Here is a 21,477-nt window from a genome sequence, read left to right on the forward strand (position 1 = left end):
GCGGGGGTAGATTGTTTCCATGAGCCTTGCCCAGGAAATCAACCGCGTCGTTGCGCCCTTTGAAGTCGTCAGCGAATACAAGCCTGCCGGCGACCAGCCCACTGCCATCGCCGAACTGACCGAGAGAATCACCAACGGCGAGAAGGACGTTGTCCTCCTCGGCGCCACCGGCACCGGTAAGAGCGCCACGACTGCCTGGCTCATCGAGCAGGTCCAGCGGCCAACCCTGGTTCTGGTCCAGAACAAGACGCTGGCAGCACAGCTCGCCAACGAATTCCGGGAACTGCTCCCCAACAACGCGGTGGAGTACTTCGTCTCCTACTACGACTACTACCAGCCCGAAGCCTATGTAGCGCAGACGGACACCTTCATTGAGAAGGATTCCTCCATCAATGAGGAAGTGGAGCGGCTCCGCCACTCGGCCACCAACTCACTGCTGACCAGGCGGGATGTCATCGTCGTGGCCACCGTGTCCTGCATTTACGGCCTGGGCACCCCCGAAGAGTACATCGCCGGCATGGTGACCCTCCGCAAGGGCGCCGAACTCAACCGCGACCACCTGCTCCGCAAGTTTGTTTCCATGCAGTACACCCGCAACGACATGGACTTCCACAGGGGTACCTTCCGGGTTCGCGGCGATACCGTCGAAATCATCCCCATGTATGAGGAACTCGCCATCCGGATCGAGTTCTTCGGCGATGAGATCGAAAACATCCAGACCCTTCATCCACTGACCGGCGAAGTGATCCGCGATGAGCAAGAGATGTACGTCTTCCCGGCCTCGCACTATGTCGCCGGACCCGAGCGGATGGCACGGGCCATCAAACGGATCGAAGATGAATTGGCGGACCGGCTCAAGGTCCTGGAAAGCCAGAACAAACTGGTGGAAGCCCAGCGCCTCCGGATGCGCACCACGTACGACCTCGAAATGATGCAGCAGATGGGATTCTGCAACGGCATCGAGAACTACTCCGCCCACATTGACGGCCGCGCCGCCGGGACGGCTCCGCACTGCCTGCTGGACTACTTCCCGGACGACTTCCTCCTGGTGGTCGACGAATCCCACGTCACCATCCCGCAGATCGGCGCCATGTATGAGGGCGACATGTCCCGCAAGCGAAACCTCGTGGACTTCGGCTTCCGCCTGCCCTCGGCCATGGACAACCGCCCACTGAAGTGGGACGAGTTCCTGGAGCGCATCGGCCAGACCGTTTACCTCTCGGCAACGCCCGGCAAGTACGAGCTCGGCAAGGCAGACGGCTACGTCCAGCAGATCATCCGGCCCACCGGACTCATCGACCCGGAAGTGGTGGTCAAGCCCACCAAGGGCCAGATCGACGACCTCCTCGAAGAGATCCGGACCCGGACCGCCAAGGACGAACGTGTCCTGGTGACCACCCTGACCAAGCGCATGGCCGAGGACCTCACCGATTACCTGGTGGGCCACGGCGTCAAAGTGGAGTACTTGCACTCGGACGTTGACACCCTCCGCCGAGTGGAGTTGCTCCGGGAGCTTCGGATGGGCGTCTTCGATGTCCTGGTGGGTATCAACCTGCTCCGTGAAGGCCTCGACCTGCCTGAAGTGTCACTGGTCAGCATCCTGGACGCGGACAAGGAAGGCTTCCTGCGTTCCTCCACGTCCCTGATCCAGACCATCGGCCGTGCGGCCCGAAACGTCTCCGGCCAGGTCCACATGTACGCGGACAAGATCACCGATTCCATGGCGCACGCCATCGATGAAACCAACCGGCGCCGCGCTATCCAGGTGACGTACAACCAGGAGAACGGCATCGATCCCCAGCCACTGCGCAAGCGGATCGCCGACATCACGGACCAGCTCGCCAAGGAAGACGCCGATACGCAGGAGCTGCTCAACAACAACCGGCTGGCCAAGGGTGCGAAACGCAGCAAATCCACCGCCAAGGGAGCAGCCACCGTCCGGCAGGATGGCCTCGCTGCCGCACCGGCCGAAGACCTGGTTGGCCTCATCGAGCAGCTGACGGAGCAAATGCACGGCGCCGCCGCCGAGCTGCAGTTCGAGGTCGCGGCAAGGATCCGTGACGAAGTCAAGGAGTTGAAGCGCGAATTACGCCAGATGCAATCCGCAGGGCACGCCTAAGGTAAAGTTAGGTCCACGTAGGGGAGTATCCCAAGCGCTACGTCCGTCAACACGCAAGGCACAGATGCCTCGCCGGGCCTAGCGGGCCGCCACATCATGCCTTGAACGCATTTGGCTGGCCGGAGAGACTTACATCGCTTTCCCGTACCCTGCGAAAGGCCTTCTTTAATGGAGCTCCCTATCTGGTTCGAAGTCGGCTCGTTTGTCGTCCTCGGAATCATCTTGCTGATCGACCTTCTTTTGGTGGTCAAGCGTCCCCATGAACCCTCAATGAAGGAAGCCGGCCTGTGGGTCGCCTTCTATGTTGCTTTGGCGTTGGTTTTTGCCGGCGCGATGTTCTACTTCACGGGTGCCGAATACGGCAGCCAATTCGTCGCAGGTTGGGTCACCGAGTACAGCCTCAGTATCGACAACCTCTTTGTGTTCATCATCATCATGGCCCGCTTCTCGGTGCCCAGGAAGTACCAGCAGGAAGTGCTGATGGTGGGCATCATCATCGCGCTGGTCCTGCGGGGTATCTTCATTGCCCTGGGCGCTGTGGTGATCGAGCAGTTCAGCTGGATCTTCTACATCTTCGGTGCCTTCCTCCTCTGGACAGCATGGAAGCAGGCCACTGATTCCGGTGAACACGAAGAAGACGTTGAAAACCCCCTGATTGCCCGTATCCGCAAGGTGCTGCCCATGTCGGAGAAGTTCGACGGCGGCAAGATCCGCACCACGGTCAACGGCAAAAAAGTGTTCACCCCCATGCTGATCGTCTTCATCACCATCGGCATGACGGACCTCCTGTTCGCGGTGGACTCCATCCCGGCGATCTTCGGCCTGACGCAAAGTGCGTTCATCGTGTTCACGGCCAACATCTTCGCCCTGATGGGCCTGCGCCAGCTGTACTTCCTGCTCGGTGGCCTCATGACCCGTTTGGTTTACCTCAAGCACGCCTTGTCCGTCATCCTTGCGTTCATCGGCGTCAAGCTGGTCCTGCACGCCATGCACGTCAACGAACTTCCGTTCATCAACGGCGGCCACCACATCGAATGGGCTCCTGAGATTCCCACCTTCGTCTCGCTGGGCGTCATCATCGGCACCATCGTGATCGCCGTCGTCGCCAGCTTGCTGAGCCCCGCCGCACGGCAGGCGCAGATCGATGCCCGCCTGGAAGAGGACGCCAAGAAGAGCATGAGCGAGGCGGAGTAACCGCGCAGCAATCGTTGTAGTCTCGTGAGGTGACTACCACTTCATCTACGGCGCTGGACCCCCAACGGGTCCAGCGCCGTACTGTTTTCCTGCTCAGTTCCTCGCAGTTGCTCAGCGGCGTCGGAAACGGCGCCACCCTGTCCATCGGCTCCTTGCTGGCCGTGGATCTCTCGGGTTCCGAGGCGTGGGCGGGGTCGATTACCACCGTGCTCACCCTTGCCGCGGCTTTGACCGCACTGCCCTTGGCCAGGCTCGCCGAAGCCCGCGGACGCAGGGTAGGCCTCGTTACCGGGTTGGTTGCGGCCTTGGCGGGGGCCTTGCTCATGATGGCCTCGGTAGTGGCAGGATCGTTCTTGTTGCTTCTCCTGGGTGGCGCCTTCCTCGGGCTGGGCACCGCCGCAAACCTCCAGGCGCGGTTTGCCGCCGTCGACCTCGCCGAAGCCGAGCACCGCGGCAGGTCGCTGTCCACCGTGGTCTGGGCCATCACCATCGGGGCAGTTGCGGGCCCCAACCTCATCCAGCCGGGTGCGGTGGTGGGTTCTGCGCTCGGCTTGCCGCCGATCGCCGGGCCCTTTGTCTTCTCGGCCGTGGGACTCTTCCTGGCTGCGGCCCTCTTGTTCCTCGGGCTGCGGCCAGATCCCTTGCTGCTGGCCCGACGCCTCGCGTCCGAGGCTGCAGGAACAGCGAAGGCGCCCGTGCGGGGGAGCGTCCGTTCGGGGCTTGGCGCCATCCGATCCTCGCCGCGGGCGCTCCTTGCGCTGGCGGCTGTGGTGGCCGCGCATGGAGTCATGGTGGCCGTCATGTCCATGACTCCCCTCCACCTCCAACAACTGGTGGGCGGTGCGCACGCTGAACATCACACCACAGACAGCACCGACGCACTGGTAGTGATTGGCGTGACCATTTCACTGCATATTGCCGGCATGTTCGCGCTCTCGCCGCTCTGGGGTTGGCTGACTGACAAGGCGGGCCGGCTTCCCACCATCGCCATGGGGCACGGCCTGATCCTGCTTGCTGTCCTGGTTGCGGGACTCGGCCATGCCCAGCCCTTCCTGGTAACGGTGGGTTTGATCCTCCTGGGCCTGGGGTGGTCGGCAGCGACCATCGCCGGATCAACCCTCCTTGCAGAAAGCGTGGCAGAGGGCCAGCGCGTCACGGTCCAGGGTGTGTCCGACACCCTCATGGGTGCTGCAGGCGCCGTGGGTGGCGCCACGTCGGGACTGGTCCTTGCGTGGCTTGGCTATCAAGGCCTCAACGTGGCCGGGGGCATCCTGGCCGCAGCGGTGCTTGCACTGGTACTCACGTCTGCGGCCAGGTACAAGATCCGGCCAGCGGCCTAACGGGCGCCGCGGACCAGTCCGAAGAGCCTGCGGAAGATGCCTTCGCCGTCTTCTCCAATGCCATCATGGTGGAAGTCGCCAGTGACCCACGGCTGGAGGCCGCGTACCGCTGCCACGGTCTCCATGGAGAGTTCGTGGTCCACGTAGATGTCGTCCTTGTAGACGGCGGCGGCAACAGGGATGGTGTTGGTGGCCAGGCGATGCGGATCGTACAGCGGGGCCCAGTCCTCTTTGGCGGCCAACAGTTCGGCGACGTCACGGTAGGGGACCAAGGCCGGATCCTGGTCGAAGTACCAGGGATAGACCATCTCTCCCGTCAGCAGTGGTTCGGCTGCCGTGGGCTCGAACTCCGGGTACTCCTCCAAGACCCGCCAAGCTGCCCATTTGGTGGCCTCGCCCTGGCCGTAGATGGACTCGTGAAGCACCGCATACAGGGGATTGGCAGTCCGGCTGACCAGTGAGCGTACCTGCTCCAGGAATGCCTCGGACAGCCGCGGCCCTGCTGCCGTCTCGACGAACGCATCCTCCAGGAGGTAGTGAAGGGCGTCCACCCGGGTGTTGCCGCCCAGGAACGAGCCAACCATTTGGAAACGTTCCGGCGTCAGCCGTTCACCACTGGCGAGGTACTCGGGCGTCTCCTGCAGATGCCTGGCAATGCGCGTGACCACCTCGCGGTCCTCCGGGTACCAGGCGAAGTACTCCGCGTTGCGGGCGGCCACTCGGCGGAAGGTGGCCCGGTAAACCCGGTCAGCGGGACCCTGGATGGGTGCCAGGCCGCCGGTGATCATGACTTCGCGGAGACCCTCCGGCGCAAAGGACAGGTAAGTCAACGCACAGAAGCCGCCGAAGCTCTGCCCCAGCACGCTCCAGGGAGCCGAGCCAAGTGTCCGGCGGATGAACTCGGAATCGGCAACTATCGAATCCGCGCGGAAGTGTGCCAGGTACTCTGCTTGCTCTGCTGCGTTTCCACGCAATGCCAAGGTGTGCTGCTCCACGGGGGTGGAAAGGCCCGTTCCGCGCTGGTCCAGCATGAGGATGCGGAAGTCCTTGGCCGCAGCTTTCATCCAGCCCGCCAAGGACGTGACCCGGTTGCCGCGACCACCGGGACCGCCCTGCAGGAAGAGAAGCCACGGGAGCCGCGCGGCTTCTTCTTCGCTGTACTCCGTGGACGAGTACTCGCGGGCGAAGACTGTGATGGTCTCCCCGGTGGATTCGTTCGGAACGTGTCCCTCCTTGGTTCCCCAGGCTTCCACGAGTCCATGGTTGAGGGGAACGGTGAAGAAATGCTCCGCGGTCCGCAGCCCACGGAACTCGTGGCGTGCGCGGATCCAGTGCTGTTCAGCCACGTGCCAGCGCCTTCCCGTCGTTCGCGCCCGAGGTCCCGAATGCGGCCAGCGCATCACCCGTTAAACGGAAGGTGGACCACTCCTCCATGGGGAAGGCGCCCAGGTTCTTGTAGAACCTGATGGACGGCTCGTTCCAGTCCAGGACACTCCACTCCACCCGTGCGTATCCATTTTCGACGGCGGTCGCGGCCAGATACTGCAGGAGCGCCTTGCCGTGGCCCTCGCCACGGGCTTCAGGGATGACGTACAGGTCTTCGAGGTAAATGCCGTGGACGCCCTCCCACGTGGAGTAGTTCAGGAACCACAGTGCGAATCCCTGGACCTCGCCGGCGGCGTTTTCGGCCATGGTGGCATAGACCCTCGGGCTCTCCCCGAACAGCACATCCTCCAGCATCTCCGGGGTGTTCTTGACGGCATCCGGTTCCTTCTCATAGATCGCCAGATCATGGATCATGCGCAGGATCGCGGGGACGTCGTCGACAGTTGCGGGGCGGATTAGACTCATGGTTCCGAGCTTACTAGGGGCGGCTGAGCCAAGCCGGTTCCGAGGAACCGTAGGTCACCGGCGCCGTTGAATACCCCAAGGGTGAGCCGTCCACCGTAAGGGGCGGTCCGACGAGCCGGAGGACACCGTGCGTGCTGTCCATCTGCCGGTAATCCGGCTCGGGCAGCGGGCTGTCCGTCCCCTCGCCGCCAGCCGGACCCAAGCGGAACAGCTCCTCTGCTGTCCTGGCCAAGGACATTCGGGCTACCCCTCCGCGACCGTTCGCTTGCCTTTCGGCCAGCAGGGCAAGGACGGCAGCGGCCAGGCCGTATCCCGTGGCGTGGTCCAAGGCCTGCACCGGCAGGGCACCCGGCCGCCACCCGCCGTCGTTCGTTGTTCCATAACCTGCGGCGATGCCGGAAGCTGCCTGGACCAGGCTGTCGAAGCCCCGCCGCTGCCCCCACGGTCCGGCACCCCAGGCGGACAGCGCGGCCACAATGACATCGCCGCGGTCCTGGGCCAATGCCTGGGCGTCGAGTCCGAAGGATTCCAGGGCGCCGGCACGGTACCCCAGGACCACCACGTCCGCTGTGGCCGCCAGGCCCCGTACACGCTCCAGGTCAACGGCATTGCCGAAGTCCGCCACGGCACTTCGCTTGTCGAAGCCTGAATCGATGAATGCGTCCGGCAATTCCGGGATCTGCGGAGGATCAATCCGCAGGACATCAGCGCCCAGCGCGCCCAGCAAGCGCGTTGCCGTGGGACCGGCGATGACACGGGTGAGATCCAGTACCCGCAGGCCCAACAAAGGGCGACCGGGGTCTGAGGAAGGGCGCCACTGCTTTCCGGCCGGCGCGGGTCCCGGGGCCGGATGCGTGTCGATCCATGGGAGGGATGCGACTGCGCCGTGGCCCGGTGCGTCGATCCATGCGGCGCGGCTCCGGACGGCCGCCGCCACTCCACCCCCGGCATTGATGAGCGCTTCGGCTTCCAACGCCGTCAAGTCCAGCAGGGCACCCGCAACCTGACCCTCTGCGGACAGGGACAATGCTTCCAGCAGCCGGGCCGCGTGGTGGGGATAGTTGGCGTGCAGCCTGATCCAGCCGTCCGAGGTCCGCCTGAAACCTGACAGGGGCGCAAAACCCACCGCCGGCCGTCCATCGATGCGCAAGTGTCCCAGGGAATCGAAGGAGTGGGCGGTCCGGACCGCGGAAACCTGGTACCGCCGGCTCGCCGTCAGCGCATTCAACGCTGTGGCTGCGGCCTGGACGGAGCCGATCGCCAACCCTTCCACGTCCAGGGGGCCGTGCCACCAGCGTCGGGGACCGTCCCAGGCCGCCGCAGGAACCGGGCCAATGGCGCCCAGGTTCCGCAGGCTCTCCGACAAATCCGGGACGGTTTCCATGGAGCGATCCTTTACAAGCGGTCGACGGCGGTGACCCTCACCACCGCTGTGCCGGACTGGTCAGAGGCGGCAAGGTCCACTTCGGCGGAAATGCCCCAGTCGTGGTTGCCTGCCGGGTCGTCGAAGATTTGCCGGACACGCCATAGTCCGGGCTCCTCGGTGATGATCAGCAGTCCGGGTCCGCGGGCGTCCGGTCCCGTACCGATGTCATCGTGTTCGTCGAAGTAATCGTCCAGGACGTCTTCCCACTTGTCCGCTTCCCAGCCCGCGTCGGCGTCCAGTTCGCCCAGGGCAGCTGAATCCTCGTCGGCAAACAGCTCCACGCGCCGGAACATTTCGTTGCGGACCATGACGCGGAAGGCCCTTGGGTTCGAGGTCAGGGAGGGCGGCGGTGGCGGCGGGGCATCGTGGGGCGTCGGTGCCAGGCCGGAGGTGAGTTCCTCCCACTCGTCGAGCAGGCTCGAGTCCACTTGCCGCACCAGCTCGCCAAGCCATGCGATGAGGTCTTCCAGGTCTTCGCGCAACGAATCCTGGGGCACCGTCTGGCGCAACGCCCTGAAGCCGTCGGCGAGGTAGCGCAGCACAATGCCCTCGGAACGCGCCAGGCCATAAAACTGGACGAACTCGCCGAAGTTCATGGCCCGCTCGTACATGTCCCGGATGATGGATTTGGGCGCCAGTTCGAAGTCGCCCACCCACGGCGCGGCCTTGCGGTACACGTCGAAGGCCTCTCCCAGGATGTCCGCCAACGGCATGGGATAGGTGACCTCGTCGAGCATGGCCATGCGTTGGTCGTAGTCGATGCCATCGGCTTTCATGGCCGCCACGGCCTCGCCGCGAGCCTTCTTCTGCTGGGCAGAGAGGATTTGCCGGGGTTTCTCCAGCGTCGCTTCGATCACCGACACCACGTCCAGCGCGTACGCGGGCGACTCCGGATCGAGCAACTCCAGGGCAGCCAGGGCGAAGGGGGAGAGAGGCTGGTTGAGCGCAAAGTTCGCCTGCAAGTGGACAGTCAACCGGACCGAACGCCCTTCGGCTGCCTGCTCGTCCTCCGGAACCCGCTCCACCACACCGGCGGCCAGCAGTTCACGATAGATACCCAGGGCCTTTTTCATCAGCTTGAGCTGCGAGGCCCTGGACTCATGGTTTTCGCTGAGCAGCCTGCGGGTGGCAAGGAAGGGATCGCCGGGCCGCTCCAGCAGGTTCAGCAGCATGGCATGCGTCACCGTGAAGCTGGAGGTCAAAGGCTCCGGAACGGATTCGACAAGCCGGTTGAACGTCGGTTCTCCCCAGGAGACGAATCCCTCCGGCGGCTTCTTCTTCACTACCTGGCGAAGCTTCTTCTGGTCATTGCCGAACTTTGCCGTGGCTTTGGCCATCGCCTTGGCGTTTTCCACCACGTGTTCAGGGGCCTGGACCACAACGGTTCCTGCGGTGTCGTACCCTGCCCGCCCCGCCCGTCCGGCAATCTGATGGAACTCACGAGGGTTCAGCACCCGGGTGCGGACGCCGTCGTACTTGCTCAAGGCGGTGAGCAGCACCGTCCGGATGGGCACGTTGATGCCAACGCCCAAAGTGTCGGTTCCGCAGATGACCTTGAGCAAGCCGGCCTGGGCCAACTGTTCCACCAGACGGCGATACTTTGGCAGCATACCTGCGTGGTGGACGCCGATCCCGTGGCGGACCAGGCGGTTAAGGGTCTTGCCAAACCCGGCTGCGAAGCGGAAGTTGGCGATCAGCTCGGCGATCCGGTCCTTTTCTTCCCGGCTGCACATGTTGATGCTCATGAGGTTCTGCGCGCGCTCAATCGCTTCGGCCTGGCTGAAGTGGACCACGTACACAGGCACCTGCTTGGTGGACAGCAGTTCCTCGAGGGTCTCATGGACAGGCGTCTGGTGGTAGTAGTAGTGCAGCGGAATGGGGCGTTCCGCGGAACTGACCGTTGTGGTGGTCCGGCCGGTGAGCTGGGTCAGTCCTTCTTCGAATCGGCTCACATCGCCCAATGTGGCCGACATGAGCAGGAACTGCGCCTGCGGCAACTCCAGGAGTGGTACCTGCCAGGCCCAGCCACGCTGCGGGTCGGCATAGAAGTGGAACTCGTCCATGATCACGGCGCCGACCTCTGCGGCCGCGCCTTCGCGCAGTGCCGTGTTCGCGAGGATTTCAGCGGTGCAGCAGATGATGGGTGCGTCCTGGTTGACGCCGGAGTCACCCGTGATCATGCCGACATTTTCGGCGCCGAAGATCTCGCACAGGGCAAAAAACTTCTCGGACACCAGGGCCTTGATGGGTGCCGTGTAGTAACTGCGCCGGCCACGCGCCATCGCTTCGAAGTGCGCCGCGATGGCCACCATGGACTTGCCGGAACCAGTGGGCGTGGCCAGGATGACGTTGGCTCCCGAAGCAAGTTCCATGACGGCCTCGTCCTGTGCGGGGTACAGCTGCAGGCCGCGGCTCTCTGTCCACTCAACAAAGCGGCTGTAAATGTCGTCCGGACCCAGGGGATTGGAGGCGGTTGAACCGGAAAGCTGCTCAAGAAGTTTCATTGGTTTCCAGCTTAGTGCCCGCAACCACTAGGCTCGCTCCTGCAGGGGTGCCCGTGGCAAGGAGGCTTTAATGAAATGGGATCCGTCCAAGTACGTCGAGTTCGGCAACCATCGCGACCGGCCCTTCCATGACCTCGTAGCGCGGATACAGGCCGTCGACCCCCGCGAGGTGGTGGACCTGGGTTGTGGTCCCGGCAACCTCACCGCAACCCTTGCCGACCGCTGGCCGCACGCGCGCGTCACGGGCATTGATTCCTCCACGGAAATGCTGTCCAAGGCGTCGGCCCTGGGCGGGCGGGAGCCCCGGCTGGACTTTGCCGAGGGCGACATCGCAACGTGGCAGCCTGGACCGGACACGGACGTCGTGGTGACCAACGCCGCCCTGCAGTGGGTCGCCGGACACCAGGAGATGCTCAGCGGCTGGCTTCGGGCCTTGAAACCCGGCGCGTGGTTCGCCCTGCAGGTTCCCGGCAACTTCACCTCACCGTCGCATGCGCTGATGCGGGAACTCGCCGAGTCGTCCACTTGGTCTTCCCGCCTGGGTGGCGTGCTGCGCCACGACGGCGCCGTGGGCAGCCCCGCGGACTACCTGAAAATCATGCTCGACGCCGGTTGCTCGGCTGACGCGTGGGAGACCACCTACCAGCAGCTTCTGCCGGGCAAGGACCCGGTCCTTGAATGGGTCAGGGGAACCGGGCTGCGGCCGGTCCTTGCGGCCTTGCCTCCCGGGGAAGCTGCAGAGTTTGAACGCCAATACTCTGCCTTGCTTAGGGACGCCTATCCGGAATCCGTGCACGGAACCGTCTTCCCGTTCCGCCGGATCTTTGCCGTAGCCCGCAGGAACCCGTGAGGCAGTACAACGCCGCGCGGAATTTCACAGCTAACAGTGCCTTGTCCCGGCAGTGCGTCGCTGGTCTAATTCTCGGCATGGACCAAGGAAGCTTCGTTGAGCCGGACACGGCGTTGTCATCCGGTCGGTGTCCGGCATGATTTCCCCCACTGACTTCCCCGGGACGTGGCGCCCCAACACCAGCAGCGGTGTTGCCTTGTTCGAACAATTGAGGCTCCGGATCATTGAACTCGCCGACTCGGGGGTCCTTGCCGTAGGAGCCAAACTTCCGCCCGTCCGCAACCTGGCCGGCGTCCTGGATGTAGCCCCGCACACGGTTGCCCGCGCCTATAAGGAGTTGGAGGCTGCCGGAGTGGTGGCCACCAGGGGGCGCAATGGGACCGTGGTGTGCGCACGCGATGACCGGTGGGGTGCGTTGGCGGAAGGAGCGGCCCAGTATGCAGCGGCGGCCAAGGCGCAGGGGGCATCGTTCGCCGAGGCGGTACAGCTTCTGGCAGCCGCATATGACGCCGACTGATACCGATCGGTAGGGTGTGAGGAACCACATGGAAATTCGAAGACGTTTTCGACTAGCATTGTGGGGTGCCCAAAGCCTTAGCTGAAGATACAGCCGTCCATGCCCTGAACCGTGTTTCGGTCGCGCCCGACGCCAAACCCGTGCGCCCGGACCTGTCCCGTTTGGTGGTTAAGGGAGCCCGCGAACACAACCTGCGCAACGTTGACCTGGACCTCCCCAGGGATGCCATGATCGTCTTTACCGGGCTTTCCGGTTCAGGCAAGTCGTCCCTGGCTTTCGATACCATCTTCGCCGAGGGGCAGCGTCGCTACGTTGAGTCCCTGTCCGCCTATGCGCGGCAATTCCTGGGACAAGTGGACAAGCCGGACGTCGATTTCATTGAGGGCCTTTCTCCGGCTGTCTCCATCGACCAAAAGTCCACCAGCAAGAATCCCCGTTCCACGGTGGGCACCATCACGGAGATCTACGACTACATGCGCCTGCTGTGGGCGCGCGTCGGCAGGCCGCACTGTCCTGTGTGTGGGGAACCGATTGCGCGCCAGACCCCGCAGCAGATCGTGGACCAGTTGCTTGAGCTGGACAAGGGAACCCGTTTCCAGGTGCTGGCGCCGGTTGTGCGTGGCCGCAAGGGCGAGTTCGTGGACCTCTTCAAGGAGCTCACGGCCAAGGGTTACTCGCGTGCACGCGTGGATGGTGAACTGGTCCAGCTCAGCGAGGCTCCCAAGCTGGGCAAGCAGTTCAAGCACACCATCGAAGTGGTGGTGGACCGCCTGGTGGTCAAGGAGGACATCGGCCAGCGCCTGACGGATTCCGTGGAAACCGCCCTCGGGCTGGCCGAAGGACGTGTGCTGGTGGAATTCGTGGACCTCGATGCCGCGGACCCTGCCCGCATCCGGGCTTTCTCGGAAAACCTCGCCTGCCCCAACGAGCACCCCCTGGCCATCGACGAGATCGAACCCCGTTCGTTCTCCTTCAACAATCCCTTTGGCGCCTGCTCTGCCTGCAGCGGCATCGGCACCAAGCTTGAGGTGGACGAGGAACTGATCGTCCCCAATCCGGAGCTTTCCCTGGCCGAGGGCGCCATTGCGCCATGGTCCCTGGGCACCGCAACCACGGAATACTGGAACCGCCTGCTCGAAGGCCTTGCCTTGGAACTCGGCTTCTCCATGGATACTTCCTGGGAGCGCTTGCCGAAGGATGTCCGGAACACCGTGCTGCACGGCAAGGACCACAAGGTTGTTGTGCAGTACCGCAACCGCTTTGGCCGGGAGCGCAAGTACAGCACCGGTTTTGAAGGCGCCATCCAGTACGTCCACCGCAAGCACGGTGAAACGGATTCGGACTGGGCCCGTGACCGCTACGAAGAGTACATGCGGCAGGTTCCCTGCCCCGAGTGCAACGGTGCGCGCCTTAACCCGGCGTCGCTTTCAGTCCTCATCAACGGCAAGTCCATCGCTGAAGTCGCGGCCTTGCCCATGCGGGAGTGCGCTGCATTCCTCGGCAGTTTGACGCTGACGGACCGTGAGGCCCAGATTGCCCACCAGGTGCTGAAGGAAATCCAGGCCCGCCTGACCTTCCTCCTGGATGTCGGGCTGGAATACCTGAACCTTGAGCGCCCCTCCGGGACCCTGTCCGGCGGCGAGGCCCAGCGCATCAGACTGGCCACGCAGATCGGTTCCGGCTTGGTGGGAGTGCTGTATGTCCTGGACGAGCCGTCCATTGGCCTGCACCAGCGGGACAACCGCCGCCTCATCGAAACCCTGACCCGCCTCCGGGATCTCGGCAACACGCTCATCGTTGTTGAACATGACGAAGACACCATCCACGAGGCCGACTGGGTGGTGGACATTGGACCCGGCGCCGGTGAGCACGGTGGCCAGGTGGTCCACTCCGGGACGTACAAGGAACTCCTTGCCAACGAGGAGTCCCTGACCGGCGACTATCTCTCCGGCCGCCGGAAGATCGATGTCCCGGCCAAGCGTCGAAAATACGACAAAAAGCGTGAACTGAAGGTTGTGGGTGCACGCGAGAACAACCTCAACAACGTTGATGCCACGTTCCCGCTGGGCCTGTTCACCGCCGTGACCGGCGTGAGCGGTTCGGGCAAGTCAACGCTCGTCAACGAGATCCTGTACAAGGTCCTGGCGAACAAGCTCAACGGCGCCAAGCAGGTGGCGGGTCGTCACCGTACCGTCAACGGGCTGGAACACCTGGACAAGGTGGTGCACGTGGATCAGAGCCCGATTGGCCGGACGCCGCGCTCCAACCCGGCAACGTACACGGGCGTTTTCGACAACATCCGGAAGCTGTTCGCCGAGACCACCGAAGCCAAGGTCCGTGGGTACCTGCCGGGTCGTTTCTCCTTCAACGTGAAGGGCGGCCGCTGCGAGGCCTGCTCGGGCGATGGAACGCTGAAGATCGAGATGAACTTCCTGCCGGACGTCTACGTCCCATGCGAGGTGTGCCACGGCGCGCGCTACAACCGGGAAACCCTGGAGGTCCACTACAAGGGCAAGACCATCGCGGACGTCCTCAACATGCCCATCGAAGAGGCAGCAGAGTTCTTCGCTGCGTTCACGCCGATCGCACGTCACCTGAATACCCTGGTGGACGTGGGCCTGGGGTATGTGCGCCTCGGCCAACCGGCCACAACGCTTTCCGGTGGCGAGGCGCAGCGCGTGAAGCTGGCAGCGGAGTTGCAGAAACGCTCCAACGGCCGCAGCATCTACGTGTTGGACGAACCAACGACGGGCCTGCACTTTGAGGACATCCGAAAGCTCCTGATGGTCCTCCAAGGCCTGGTGGACAAGGGCAATACGGTGATCACCATCGAGCACAACCTGGATGTCATCAAGTCCGCTGACTGGATTGTGGATCTGGGACCCAACGGAGGTTCCGGCGGCGGCCGGATCGTGGCTTCGGGGACCCCGGAACAGGTGGCAAAGTCCACGGAGAGCCACACGGCAAAGTTCCTGGCCGAGATTCTGGGTTAGCCACTCCCCGCCACGGAAGAAGTATTCCGGTAGCGGCATGCGAGTTTCGGGCATGCCGCTACGTGTGGGAAACTAACCCGGTGACTCAAACAAAGGTGCCCGTAATATTCGATCTGGACGGCACCCTTGTCGATCCAGCCGGCGGTATCACGGGGGGCATTTCCGCGGCACTGCGTGAAATGGGCCTCCCGGTCCCGGAGCAGGCCGTGCTGAATTCCATGGTGGGGCCCAAGCTGAGCGATTCGTTGCTCCACTTGGCAAATGTTCCGCCGGAAATGGTCGATGAAACCATCGAGCGGTATCGCAGGCACTACAGGGAGTCCGGCATTGCGCAAAGCACGCTGTACCCGGGAATCTTTGATCTCCTTGAATTCTTCACGGAATCGGGCCGTGCAGTAGCAGTGGCAACGCAGAAGCCGCAGGGCATTGCCCGGATGGTCTTGGAGCACCACGGAATTTCAGATTTCTTTGTGGCCATTTGTGGTGCCTCCGATGACGAATCCCTGGGCGCGAACACCGCCCCAGGCAAGGTGGAAATTGTTGGAGCGGCCTTGGCGCAACTCCACTCCCAGCCTGCCGTGATGGTGGGGGACCGGCACCAGGACGTGGCCGGTGCCATGGCCAATGGGCTTGATTGCATTGGCGTGCGCTGGGGGTTCGCGCCCGAGGGTGAGCTGGAAGAAGCCGGTGCAGTAGCGGTTGTGGAGGACACAGCCGGGCTGCGGAGCAAAATCGAAGAACTTGATGCTGTCCGTGCGGCAGCCCTGAGCGAGGTACATAACGATGGCAGTCTTTGATGCGATCCGGTGGACCACGCGTGGTTTGATTTCCACCACGTGCCGCCCCACGGTGATCGGCCTCGAGAACGTGCCCAAGGAAGGCCCGTTCATTGTTGCGCCCAACCACCTTTCTTTCCTCGACAGTGTCATTGTCCAGGCACTCATGCCGCGACCCGTGGCGTTCTTCGCCAAGGCTGAGTACTTCACCACCAAAGGCGTCAAGGGTGCAGTGATGAAGTCCTTTTTCGAAGCCGTGGGTTCCATTCCCGTGGAGCGGGGCGAGCAGGCTGCGAGCGTGCAGGCACTCAAGACACTGCTGGACATCCTTGAAGCGGGCAAGGGCATCGGCATCTATCCGGAAGGTACCCGGTCCCGGGACGGCATCCTCTACCGCGGCAGGACAGGCGTTGGCTGGCTTGCCCTGACCACTGGTGCGCCGGTCATTCCCGTCGGCTTGATCGGGACGGAAAAGCTGCAACCGGCGGACAAGAACGCCGTCCGGCCCCAGCACTTCACCATGAAGGTCGGCGAGCCGCTGTATTTCGACAAGACCGGCCCCGACCACTCTTTGCCTGCACGGCGTGAAGTGACGGATCGGATCATGGACGCCATTGCTGAACTCAGTGGCCAGGAACGCTCCACCAGCTACAACCAGAGCAAGGTTGTGGAGTAGCCGCACAGCACGATTGGCATTTGGTGTCAGTGCCGTTCACTAGACTTGAACCGTGGCACATCCAGCAAGTTACCGCCCCCAAACGGGCGAAATTCCCACCACCCCGGGCGTCTACCGGTTCCGCGACCCGCACGGCCGTGTGATCTACGTAGGCAAGGCAAAGAACCTTCGCTCCAGGCTCAACTCCTATTTCGCCAATCCGGCGGGCCTGCTACCCAAGACGCATGCCATGGTGCATGCCGCGAGCAGCGTCGAGTGGACCGTGGTGGGCAGCGAGCTGGAGTCCCTCCAGCTGGAGTACACCTGGATCAAGGAGTTCAAGCCGCGCTTCAACGTGGTCTTCCGGGACGACAAGACCTATCCCTACCTGGCCGTCACCATGGGGGAGAAGTATCCGCGTGTCCAGGTGATGCGGGGCGAGCGCCGCAAGGGAACGCGCTACTTTGGTCCCTACACCGCCGGGGCCATCCGTGAAACCATGGACACCCTCCTTCGCGTCTTTCCCGTGCGCAGCTGCAGCGCGGGTGTCTTCAAGCGTGCCGAAGCCAGCGGGCGGCCCTGCCTGCTGGGCTACATCGACAAATGCTCCGCTCCCTGCGTGGGCCGGGTGACCCCGGATGAACACCGTGCCCTGGCGGAGGATTTCTGCTCGTTCATGGGCGGCGAGGCCAAGCGTTTCATCAGCAGGCTGGAGAAAGACATGGCCGCGGCCGTCGCGGAACTCGACTACGAGCGGGCGGCTGGTCTCCGGGATGACATCATCGCGCTGCGCAAGGTGTTCGAACGGAACGCTGTCGTCCTGGCCGAGGATACGGATGCAGATGTTTTCGCCCTGCACGACGACGAGCTGGAAGCGTCCGTGCAGGTCTTCCATGTGCGTGGTGGCCGTGTCCGGGGCCAGCGCGGCTGGGTGGTGGAGAAAGTGGAAGATGCCACCACGCCGGAGCTCATCGAACACCTGCTCCAACAGGTCTACGGCGAGGACAGCGAGGTGCAGGGCCGCATTCCCCGCGAGGTCCTGGTCCCGGAGAATCCAAGCAACCATGCCGAGCTTGCCGAATGGCTCGGGGGATTGCGCGGAGCCAAGGTGGACATCCGGGTTCCGCAGCGCGGGGACAAGGCCGCGCTCATGTCCACGGTCAGGGAGAACGCCGAGCAGGCGCTGAAGCTCCACAAGACGCGGCGGGCGGGAGACATCACGGTGCGGTCCCTGGCCCTCCAGGAACTGCAGGAAGCCCTGGAATTGCCGGTGCCGCTGCTCCGCATCGAGTGCTTCGATATCTCGCACGTGCAGGGCACCAACGTCGTGGCCTCCATGGTGGTGGTGGAGGATGGGCTGCCCAAGAAGTCCGACTACCGGAAGTTCTCCATTACAGGACCGGCGGCAGCGGACGATACCGCCGCCATGCACGACGTCCTGACCCGCCGGTTCAGGCACTACCTGAACGACAAAGCGGCGCAGGTCCCGGTTTCAGGCGAAATCGTCAATCCGACGCAAGTTGCGGCAACAGCCGGAACGGAGCAGCCGCCGTCGGATCCCACGCTGCCGGCGCCCAAGGCGAAGTTCGCCTATCCGCCCAACCTGGTGGTGGTGGATGGCGGCCAGCCGCAGGTCAACGCGGCAGCCCGTGCCCTGGCGGAACTGGGGATCGACGACGTCTACGTCGTGGGCCTGGCCAAGCGCCTCGAAGAAGTGTGGCTCCCGGACAGCGACTTCCCGGTGATCCTTCCCCGGACGTCCCAGGGGCTGTACCTCCTGCAGCGAATCCGCGACGAAGCCCACCGTTTTGCCATCACGTTCCACCGGCAAAAACGTGGGAAGGCCATGACGGTTTCGGCCCTCGACGGCGTCCCGGGACTGGGCGAAGCGAAGCGCAAGGCACTGATTGCCCATTTCGGTTCGCTGAAGAAGATCAAAGCGGCCAGTGTCGGGGAACTCACCATGGCCAAGGGGATCGGGCCTGCCCTCGCAGCGGCCGTGGTCCAGCATCTCGGCTCGGGAGAAAACGCAGGTGGGACGGGCCCTGCCATCAACATGACCACCGGCGAAATCCTTGAATCTTAGCTAGGGTAAGAACTTGACCGGTGGCCGCCTTCGCGACGCCACCGGTCCATGGTGCTTCCCTCCGGCAGCACCATGGGCCACATACGACTTCCGAGGAAACGGGGACGACTGATGGACGAGTCAACGGCAGGATCCGGCACGGAGCAGGACGGCATGACGCCCGTCAAGCCACCGGAGGCGGAACTGCTGGTGGTCACCGGCATGTCCGGTGCTGGCCGCAGCACGGCGTCCGATGCCCTCGAGGACCACGGGTGGTACGTGGTGGACAACCTGCCGCCCCAGATGCTGGGTACATTGGCAGAGATTGTGTCCCATGCCCCTAAATCGATTCCCAAGCTGGCCGTCGTCGTGGATGTCCGCAGCAAGGACCTCTTCACGGACATCCAGACGGCGCTGGGCGCCCTGAGTGCCACGGGCATTACTTTCCGCGTTCTGTTCCTCGACGCCAGCGACGACGTCCTGGTGCGCCGCTTCGAACAGGGCCGCAGGCCGCACCCCCTGCAGGGCGGGGGACGCATCCTCGACGGCATCGGCATTGAACGCGAGGTCCTCCGGGAACTCCGCGAGCATGCGGACGTCGTCCTGGACACCACCGATTACAACGTCCACGGCCTCGCTACCGCCATTACGGAACTGTTCAGCGACACCGGGCCCGTGACGTTGCGGCTCAACGTCATGAGCTTCGGCTTCAAGTACGGACTACCCGTGGACGCGAACTTCGTGGCTGATGCCCGCTTCATTCCCAATCCGCACTGGGTCCCGCAGTTGCGCCCCCATACCGGCCTGGACCAGGACGTCAGCGACTACGTCCTGGCCGCCAACGGCGTGCACGACTTCGTGGATCGCTACGTCAGCGCCCTGGAACCCGTCCTGGACGGCTATCGCCAGGAGAACAAGCACTACGCCACATTGGCTGTTGGCTGCACGGGCGGAAAGCACCGTTCGGTGGCTGTCGCCGTCGAGCTTTCCAAGAGGCTGGCGCAGTACCCGCGGGTCACCGTCACCACCACCCACCGCGACCTGGGCCGCGAGTAATGGGCGTCCTGACCGGCCCGCTGCCCCTGATCCCGCCGAAGGGCGTTCCCGGCAGCCAGCAGCACAAGAGTCCATCCGTGGTCGCCTTGGGTGGAGGCCATGGATTGGCTGCGTCCCTGTCCGCCTTGCGTCTGCTGACCTCCGAACTGACGGCGATCGTCACGGTAGCGGACGACGGCGGTTCTTCCGGGCGTCTCAGGGACGAGTACGGTGTCCTCCCGCCCGGTGATTTGCGAATGGCGCTGAGCGCCCTGTGTGACGATACGGACTGGGGCAGGACGTGGCGTGATGTCATGCAGCACCGCTTCGACGCCGGCACGGCGAAGGGTGGCTCGCTGGACAACCATGCCATGGGCAACCTCCTTATTGTCACGCTCTGGGAGTTGCTGGGGGACACGGTGGCCGGCCTCAAATGGGCGGGGGCCCTTTTGGGGGCCCGCGGCCAGGTCCTTCCCATGTCCAGCGTTCCCCTGACCATCGAAGGCCAGGCCCGGGTGGACTTGCCCGGAGGCGGACACGAACTGCGGACCGTCAGCGGACAGGCCAGATGCGCTGTTGCCGGGAAGCTTGAGGACGTCCAACTCCTCCCGGGAGATGCTCCAGCCTGCACGGAGGCCCTGACCGCCATCGAACTTGCCGATTGGGTGATCCTTGGGCCGGGTTCCTGGTACACCTCCGTGCTTCCGCATCTTTTGTTGCCGGAACTGCGGCAGGCCCTGGGCGAAACCACAGCCAAGCGCTGCCTGACCATGAACCTGGACATGGAGACAAAGGAGACGTCGGGCATGACCGCGGCGGACCACCTCGACGTCCTGCGCCGCTATGCCCCCGAGTTCAGCGTGGACGTGGTCCTTGCCGACCCCACGGCAATCCCGGACCTCAAGGCTTTCGAGAAGGCCGCGGGGATGATCGGCGCGGAAGTCGTGTTGGGTAGAGTAGGGGCGTCGAGGCGCCGCCCCGTCCATGATCCCCTGCTCTTGGCAGCGGCATACCACGATATTTTCGGGAACAGTTAGGAACACATACGCGATGGCACTTACCGCGTCGGTCAAGGACGAACTGTCCCGGCTGGACATCAAGAAGTCCTCAGTCCGCAAGGCCGAAGTTTCAGCGATGCTTCGCTTCGCCGGGGGCTTGCACATTATTTCCGGGCGGATCGTCATCGAGGCAGAGGTGGACCTGGCATCCACCGCCAGGCGGCTCCGGGCGGCCATTGCGGAGGTCTACGGCCACCAGAGCGAAATCATTGTCGTGTCCGGCGGCGGCCTCCGGCGGGGGAGCCGTTATGTGGTCCGGGTAGTCCGTGACGGCGAGGCCCTGGCCCGGCAGACCGGCTTGCTCGACGGCCGCGGCAGGCCCGTCAGGGGATTGCCCTCCGTCGTGGTGAACGGTTCTGCGGCCGATGCCGAGGCCGTCTGGCGTGGCGCGTTCCTTGCCCACGGTTCCCTCACCGAACCCGGCCGGTCATCGTCGCTCGAAGTCACTTGTCCCGGCCCCGAGTCGGCGCTGGCTTTGGTCGGCGCCGCCCGGCGCTTGGGCATCCAGGCGAAGGCGCGCGAAGTACGCGGCGTGGACCGGGTGGTCATCCGGGACGGCGACACCATCGCGGCCCTCCTGACAAGGATGGGCGCGCATGATGCCCTGATGGTCTGGGAAGAGCGGCGCATGCGCAAGGAAGTACGGGCAACCGCCAACCGGCTCGCGAATTTCGACGACGCCAACCTGCGCCGCTCGGCCCAGGCCGCCGTGGCTGCGGGTGCCAGGGTGGACCGCGCCTTGGAGATCCTGGGCGACGACGTGCCGGACCACCTCAAATATGCGGGGGAATTACGCGTTGCGCATAAACAAGCCAGCCTGGACGAACTCGGCCGGTTGGCAGATCCGCCCATGACCAAGGACGCCATTGCCGGGCGTATCCGCCGTTTGCTGGCCATGGCAGACAAACGCGCGTTGGATTTGGGAATTCCGGGTACGGAAGCAAATGTGACTCCGGAAATGATGGACGAGTAGTCCACGCCCCTAGAATCAAAAGTGCGCGGAAGGAAATACTGTGAAGCCCCCACGGGTTGACCCCCTTTGGAGGCAATCGCAGGCTTCTTCGCCAAGGATTTCCGGCCGCCCAGCCGGTCGG

Annotated in this window: 16 protein-coding genes; 12 read left to right on the forward strand and 4 right to left on the reverse strand. The window is 63.9% G+C overall.

All coding sequences use genetic code 11. The features are described from left to right. Positions 1–19: 19 nt before the first annotated feature. The 3 genes from uvrB (at position 20) to ACIPY3_RS07995 (ending at position 4,653) form a co-directional block, all read left to right on the forward strand. Positions 20–2,119: an excinuclease ABC subunit UvrB gene (gene uvrB / locus ACIPY3_RS07985; protein ID WP_400332264.1), complete on the forward strand. Its 2,100-nt coding sequence runs from the start codon at positions 20–22 to the stop codon at positions 2,117–2,119. Positions 2,120–2,287: 168 nt separating this feature from the next. Continuing rightward, entirely contained in the window at positions 2,288–3,313 is a 1,026-nt protein-coding gene (locus tag ACIPY3_RS07990; RefSeq protein ID WP_400332266.1) for a TerC family protein, read from the forward strand. 29 nt (positions 3,314–3,342) lie between these two features. After that, positions 3,343–4,653 (forward strand): MFS transporter, encoded by a 1,311-nt coding sequence (locus ACIPY3_RS07995; protein WP_400332269.1) that lies wholly within the window; start codon positions 3,343–3,345, stop codon positions 4,651–4,653. Here ACIPY3_RS07995 and ACIPY3_RS08000 read toward each other — a convergent pair. The 4 genes from ACIPY3_RS08000 to ACIPY3_RS08015 are packed head-to-tail and all read right to left on the reverse strand — an operon-like array spanning position 4,650 to position 10,434. After that, entirely contained in the window at positions 4,650–5,999 is a 1,350-nt protein-coding gene (locus ACIPY3_RS08000) for an alpha/beta fold hydrolase (RefSeq protein WP_400332272.1), read from the reverse strand. The genes ACIPY3_RS07995 and ACIPY3_RS08000 overlap by 4 nt on opposite strands. Next, complete coding sequence (locus ACIPY3_RS08005; protein WP_400332275.1) at positions 5,992–6,504, reverse strand: GNAT family N-acetyltransferase; 513 nt, start codon at positions 6,502–6,504, stop codon at positions 5,992–5,994. The genes ACIPY3_RS08000 and ACIPY3_RS08005 overlap by 8 nt, the downstream gene beginning before the upstream one ends. Positions 6,505–6,517: 13 nt before the next feature. Further along, positions 6,518–7,888, reverse strand: coding sequence for a CoA transferase (locus ACIPY3_RS08010; RefSeq protein WP_400332278.1), 1,371 nt, complete (start codon positions 7,886–7,888; stop codon positions 6,518–6,520). 11 nt (positions 7,889–7,899) lie between these two features. Then, a complete protein-coding gene (locus ACIPY3_RS08015; protein WP_400332280.1) occupies positions 7,900–10,434 on the reverse strand; it encodes a DEAD/DEAH box helicase in 2,535 nt (844 codons plus the stop codon). Positions 10,435–10,504: 70 nt separating this feature from the next. Here ACIPY3_RS08015 and ACIPY3_RS08020 point away from each other — a divergent pair, with 70 nt between their 5' ends. The 9 genes from ACIPY3_RS08020 (at position 10,505) to whiA (ending at position 21,356) form a co-directional block, all read left to right on the forward strand. Then, positions 10,505–11,284, forward strand: a complete 780-nt coding sequence (locus ACIPY3_RS08020; RefSeq protein WP_400332283.1) for a trans-aconitate 2-methyltransferase — start codon at positions 10,505–10,507, stop codon at positions 11,282–11,284. A 136-nt stretch (positions 11,285–11,420) separates the two neighbouring features. Continuing rightward, positions 11,421–11,801 carry a GntR family transcriptional regulator gene (locus ACIPY3_RS08025; RefSeq protein ID WP_397321770.1) on the forward strand — a complete coding sequence of 127 codons (381 nt, stop codon included), beginning with the start codon at positions 11,421–11,423 and terminating at the stop codon, positions 11,799–11,801. A gap of 65 nt (positions 11,802–11,866) precedes the next feature. Continuing rightward, positions 11,867–14,794: an excinuclease ABC subunit UvrA gene (uvrA, locus tag ACIPY3_RS08030; protein ID WP_400332286.1), complete on the forward strand. Its 2,928-nt coding sequence runs from the start codon at positions 11,867–11,869 to the stop codon at positions 14,792–14,794. Between the two features lie 80 nt (positions 14,795–14,874). Then, positions 14,875–15,591: an HAD hydrolase-like protein gene (locus ACIPY3_RS08035; RefSeq protein ID WP_400332288.1), complete on the forward strand. Its 717-nt coding sequence runs from the start codon at positions 14,875–14,877 to the stop codon at positions 15,589–15,591. Next, complete coding sequence (locus ACIPY3_RS08040; protein WP_400332291.1) at positions 15,578–16,246, forward strand: lysophospholipid acyltransferase family protein; 669 nt, start codon at positions 15,578–15,580, stop codon at positions 16,244–16,246. Before ACIPY3_RS08035 ends, ACIPY3_RS08040 begins: the two co-directional genes overlap by 14 nt. Before the next feature lie 52 nt (positions 16,247–16,298). Continuing rightward, a complete protein-coding gene (uvrC, locus tag ACIPY3_RS08045; protein ID WP_400332293.1) occupies positions 16,299–18,311 on the forward strand; it encodes an excinuclease ABC subunit UvrC in 2,013 nt (670 codons plus the stop codon). Between the two features lie 111 nt (positions 18,312–18,422). Beyond that, positions 18,423–19,346, forward strand: coding sequence for an RNase adapter RapZ (rapZ, locus tag ACIPY3_RS08050; protein WP_400332295.1), 924 nt, complete (start codon positions 18,423–18,425; stop codon positions 19,344–19,346). Further along, positions 19,346–20,362 carry a uridine diphosphate-N-acetylglucosamine-binding protein YvcK gene (gene yvcK, locus ACIPY3_RS08055; RefSeq protein ID WP_400332298.1) on the forward strand — a complete coding sequence of 339 codons (1,017 nt, stop codon included), beginning with the start codon at positions 19,346–19,348 and terminating at the stop codon, positions 20,360–20,362. The genes rapZ and yvcK overlap by 1 nt, the downstream gene beginning before the upstream one ends. Before the next feature lie 13 nt (positions 20,363–20,375). Beyond that, positions 20,376–21,356 (forward strand): DNA-binding protein WhiA, encoded by a 981-nt coding sequence (gene whiA, locus ACIPY3_RS08060; protein WP_018777554.1) that lies wholly within the window; start codon positions 20,376–20,378, stop codon positions 21,354–21,356. Positions 21,357–21,477: the final 121 nt, after the last annotated feature.

The sequence above is a fragment of the Paenarthrobacter sp. NPDC089714 genome (genome assembly GCF_044748905.1).
Classification (GTDB): domain Bacteria; phylum Actinomycetota; class Actinomycetes; order Actinomycetales; family Micrococcaceae; genus Arthrobacter.

Excerpts from the sequence above, each read along its gene's own strand:
- rapZ (WP_400332295.1), top strand. The coding sequence starts at position 18,423 with ATGGACGAGTCAACGGCAGGATCCGGCACGGAGCAGGACGGCATGACG.
- ACIPY3_RS08005 (WP_400332275.1), bottom strand. The coding sequence starts at position 6,504 with ATGAGTCTAATCCGCCCCGCAACTGTCGACGACGTCCCCGCGATCCTG.
- ACIPY3_RS08020 (WP_400332283.1), top strand. The coding sequence starts at position 10,505 with ATGAAATGGGATCCGTCCAAGTACGTCGAGTTCGGCAACCATCGCGAC.
- uvrB (WP_400332264.1), top strand. The coding sequence starts at position 20 with ATGAGCCTTGCCCAGGAAATCAACCGCGTCGTTGCGCCCTTTGAAGTC.
- ACIPY3_RS08015 (WP_400332280.1), bottom strand. The coding sequence starts at position 10,434 with ATGAAACTTCTTGAGCAGCTTTCCGGTTCAACCGCCTCCAATCCCCTG.
- ACIPY3_RS08010 (WP_400332278.1), bottom strand. The coding sequence starts at position 7,888 with ATGGAAACCGTCCCGGATTTGTCGGAGAGCCTGCGGAACCTGGGCGCC.
- whiA (WP_018777554.1), top strand. The coding sequence starts at position 20,376 with ATGGCACTTACCGCGTCGGTCAAGGACGAACTGTCCCGGCTGGACATC.
- ACIPY3_RS08040 (WP_400332291.1), top strand. The coding sequence starts at position 15,578 with ATGGCAGTCTTTGATGCGATCCGGTGGACCACGCGTGGTTTGATTTCC.
- ACIPY3_RS07990 (WP_400332266.1), top strand. The coding sequence starts at position 2,288 with ATGGAGCTCCCTATCTGGTTCGAAGTCGGCTCGTTTGTCGTCCTCGGA.
- yvcK (WP_400332298.1), top strand. The coding sequence starts at position 19,346 with ATGGGCGTCCTGACCGGCCCGCTGCCCCTGATCCCGCCGAAGGGCGTT.
- ACIPY3_RS08025 (WP_397321770.1), top strand. The coding sequence starts at position 11,421 with ATGATTTCCCCCACTGACTTCCCCGGGACGTGGCGCCCCAACACCAGC.